Genomic DNA, 4,570 nt, shown 5'->3' with positions numbered 1-4,570 from the left:
TCAGACGGGGATGCGGCTATGCTTGCTGCTACTTTGAAGTACGCGACGATTATTGTTGCTACGGTTCCGATTTTGTTCGTTTATCCATTTTTGCAGAAATATTTTGTCAAAGGTGCGCTCATTGGTGCCATCAAAGGATAAGGGAGGAAATGTGGCGTGAAAGGAAGCAACAGCTCGGCGGTTCACTTGGATGTAGACTGGGAACAATTCCTGGCAGCCAACGATATGGAATGGGTAGTAAAACCTGTTAGCTGGGATGAAGGGGCCTTCCTTGGCAACGGCTTATTGGGCACGATGGTATATGGGGAGGAACATGCGAGCAAACGGCATGTACTCCGCATGGTTACCGGGCGCACGGATGTGACGGCAACTCGCACGGACAAACCTGGATTTCCACCACGTGTTCCGCTCGGTGAGCTGGATCTGGAATTGGCAGGGAGAATCTATCACCCAACACAAATGCGGGTCAGCTTATGGAATGCAGAATTGCAGGCGACACTGACGACAACGAGCGGAGAGGTCAAGCTTCGCTCGCTTGTACACAGTCTCTACCCAGTGATAGCCGTAGAGATTGAGACGACAGCCGGCGAAAGCGACGCCCGGTGTGCTTGGTATGCTTATCCGGAAGTTGATCCCGTGCTGAAAAATGCAGACGGCGTGAATTTGAATCAATATATACCAATGACTGAAGTGGAACACACGGAAGTAGAAGACGGAATACACGTGTGTACGCAGCGTTATTCCGGCGGTGATGGCTGTGTGACTGCCTGGAAGGATGTTCAGGTATCACCGAATCGCCGTATCTATTGGCTGTCCATTACGAATGGACACAATGAAACTGCAACTGCTGAAGCTGTAGAGGCTGTGAAGATGGCATCGACAGCAAATTTTGAAGAATGGGTGCAGGCTCACCGTGATTGGTGGCACCAGTATTATCGTCAAAGCTTCGTTTCGCTGCCTGATGGCCGTTTGGAAAGCTTTTACTGGATTCAGATGTACAAGCTGGCATCCGCAACCAGAGCGGACAAGCCGCTGATTGATAATCAGGGGCCCTGGCTCACGTCCACACCTTGGCCAGGTGTCTGGTTTAATATGAACGTGCAGATGAGCTATTCGCCGGTTTATACAGCCAATCGTCTGGAAATGGGAGAATCGCTTGTTCGATCACTAACAGATAACTGGGATCAGTTGATTCAGAATGTTCCGGAAGATTGCCGACACGATTCTGCTGGCTTAGGGCGCAGCTGCAGCTTCGATTTGCGGGCTCAAGTCGAAGATGAGGTCGGTAATTTGACTTGGATTTGTCATAGTATTTGGCGACATTACCGATATGCGATGGACGAAAATATGCTAGGTGAGGTCTTATTCCCGATCTTAAAACGCAGCGTCAACTATTACAGGTATTTGTTAGAAGAGGGAACAGACGGTTTCCTTCATCTGCCGCCGACGATTTCACCGGAATACGGTTCTTTTATGCGGACCACTGTAAGGGATTGCCATTATGATCTTTCCTTGCTCCGCTGGGGATGTGAAACACTGCTTCATATTTGCCACAGATTGGCAACGCAGGATCCACTCATTCCAGAATGGGAAAACATATTGAAGAAGCTGGTTCCTCTTCCCGTCGATGAGACGGGTTTCATGATTGGACAAGATATGCCGCTTGCTTACGGCCACCGTCACTTCAGCCACTTGCTGGCGATTTTCCCGCTGCATCTTATTGAAGGAGAGACGGAAGAAGAGCATAGCTTAATCGCAACTTCTTTGCGTCATTGGCTGGCCAAAGAAGGCGACCTGCGCGGATTCAGCATGACCGGAGCAGCTTCAATTGCCGCTGTTCTTGGTTGGGGTGATGAGGCAATGCGATTGCTGCAATCGCTTTTGCTTATCATCAAGCCGAATACAATGTACAAGGAAGCGGGACCGGTTATCGAGACACCGCTGGCTGGTGCGGAGTCGATTCACGATATGCTGCTTCAGAGCTGGGGCGGCAAGCTGCGGGTGTTCCCGGCAGTGCCACAAGCTTGGGCGGAACTGGCGTTCCATGATTTGCGAGCTGAAGGAGCTTTCCTGGTCAGCGCTGTTCGCAAAGAAGCCGTCACTCAGTGGATCAGAGTGAAGAGTTTGGCTGGCGAGCCATGTCTGATCAAGACTGGCTGGAAGGGATTTGTACACTGGAACATTATCGATAGTGACGAAGAGGTTCGAGTGTCTGGTGAAGCGTTCATCGACGATGAACTGTCGCTTGATTTGAATGCCGGGGAAGAGGTTATTCTTTTCACTGGCGAAGAGGTACCGGATCTGCGCGTGCGTCCAGTCGAAAGTATAGACAAGGTGACACGCTATTTTGGAGGACATAAGCCTTGGCGGCTTTACGGATTTCATTCTGGAGAGTCATGATGGAGGTGGCAACCATGAGTTTGCTTTTTAAACAAGGAGATATCGTGTTGTTTCAAGGAGATAGCATTACGGATGTGGGAAGAGTCAGGGATGTTCACACCGATTTGGGCAGAGGATACCCGTTAATGACGGCTGCTTTATTGGCTTCGGCCTATCCGGATATGCAGCTGACCTTCTTAAATCGCGGGATTAGTGGCAATCGGGTTAAGGATTTGCAGGCTCGGTGGGATCAAGACTGWCTGGCTTTACAGCCGAATTGGGTATCCATCTACATCGGAATCAATGATTGTTGGCGTCGATATGACCGTAACGATCCAACATCGTTGGAACAATTCGAGAGAGGGTACCGGGAACTGCTCGTCCGTACGAAAGAGACGCTGGACGCCAAGCTAATCTTGATCGAGCCCTTCGTGCTGCCGGTACCGGATGACCGCAAGATGTGGCGGGAGGATCTTGATCCGAAAATCACCGTCGTGCGGGAACTGGCGCGTGAATTCAATGCGCTGCTGATTCCCTTGGACGGCTTGTTCGCACAAGCGTCGATGACTGCGCCTCCGAGCTACTGGGCGCCAGATGGCGTTCACCCGTCAGCAGCGGGGCATGCGTTAATTGCCAAAGCCTGGTTGAACGCCGTTCAAGCAGATGCAGCGGTTTGTTAAAAACCTTTGGCGTATAGGAACACCTGCAAATGTGGAGAGAATCTGCGTTTGCGGGTGTTTTTCTTTCGAAAATAAAGGTCTTTTTTGAAATTTGAGGAGGAGCAGTTGCGGTTTTAATGATGGATTTGAGAAAGTGATGATTATCATTCTAGAGATTGGAGGGTAAGATTGACATTGAGTGCGCACTCAATGTGTAAATGTAAGCGTTTTAATTATGAGGTTGGAGAGGAAGTGTGTTAATGAAAGTAGGCCGTTTTCTAAGTGCTGTACTCCTGTTAACCCGGCAAGCGGGGATGGACAGTGGATTCAGTTTAATCTGAATGCTGATATGAAAGTCGGTTATATGAAGATTGCTTTTTTGAATGGCGACACAAGAACGTCCAGCTTCGATATCCAGACATCAACTGACAATGTCAACTTTACAACCATTCAGGCGAACGTTACGAGTAGCCTGAGCACAGCTTTGCAGACGTTCGATTTTCCAGATGTTGACCCTGTCCGGTACGTCCGAATCGTTGGTCACGGCAATTCCGTTAGCGCTTGGAACAGTTATACCGAAGTGGAGATTTACGGAGATTCCTCATCCTCCTCATCGTCTTCTCTTATCACTAAATTTGGTGTCCCTGGTACAGCGTTGTCTGCTAGTTCAGATGACGGGAACGTTGCAGCAAATGTGGCAGATGGAAATCTGACTACCCGCTGGTCGGCGAATGGCGATGGACAGTGGCTCCGAATTGATTTGGGAACGAAGTCGACAGTTGCTTATCTGAAAATGGCCTTCTTGAATGGCGATACGCGAACGTCCAGCTTCGATATTCAAACGTCCCAAGATGGCATTGCGTATACGACAATCCAGGCGAACGTGACGAGCAGCCTGAATACCGCACTGCAGACCTTTGATTTTACCGATGTCACTCTAAGCCGGTATGTGCGAATTGTCGGCCATGGTAATTCCGTCAATGCCTGGAATAGTTATACCGAAGTCGAAGTATACGGATTCGTTCCTGTCTCGACAGCTAGCGAATTTGCGACTGCGCTGAATGCAGCGATTCCAGGCTCCACGATCATTCTGGAGAACGGTAATTATGCACAAACCAGTGAATTCGTTATTAACGGTAAAAATGGTACAGCATCCAGCCCAATCCGGATTAAGGCAGCTAATCAAGGTCTAGCCGTCATTACTGGAGGTGCTGCGCTACAAATAAAAAACAGTTCAAATATCATTGTTGAAGGGCTGAAGTTTGCGAACTTGGGTAAAACAGGGCTCCTGTTAGATGGCTCAAATAACATACAGATTACCCGCAATGCTTTTGCTTTACTGCCAACGGGAGGCGGTTTAATTTGGCTCCAAGTCAGCGGCGTCAACAGCCATCACAACCGAATCGATCATAACGACTTCGGGCCAAAAAGCGATACGGAACCGCTTATTGCTTATCAAGGGGACAACAATGGGCATATCTCTCAGTACGATGTGATCGAGTACAATTACTTTCATGGTGTTGGCCCTTGGG

Annotated in this window: 3 protein-coding genes and 1 pseudogene; all 4 read left to right on the top strand. The window is 49.2% G+C overall.

The window, feature by feature from the left end:
• Positions 1–141 (top strand): annotated as a pseudogene (locus tag AC1DUA_RS29240) (carbohydrate ABC transporter permease); the annotation flags it as partial.
• Between the two features lie 15 nt (positions 142–156).
• Positions 157–2,400, top strand: a complete 2,244-nt coding sequence (locus AC1DUA_RS29235) for a glycosyl hydrolase family 95 catalytic domain-containing protein (RefSeq protein WP_477503096.1) — start codon at positions 157–159, stop codon at positions 2,398–2,400.
• Positions 2,401–2,414: 14 nt separating this feature from the next.
• Entirely contained in the window at positions 2,415–3,059 is a 645-nt protein-coding gene (locus AC1DUA_RS29230) for an SGNH/GDSL hydrolase family protein (RefSeq protein WP_477503095.1), read from the top strand.
• 343 nt (positions 3,060–3,402) lie between these two features.
• On the top strand, positions 3,403–4,570 hold a 1,168-nt coding region (locus tag AC1DUA_RS29225), incomplete at its 3' end, for a discoidin domain-containing protein (RefSeq protein ID WP_477503094.1).

This window comes from Paenibacillus sp. 01T422, assembly GCF_056398785.1.
This window is presented reverse-complemented; position numbering and strand designations above follow the sequence as displayed.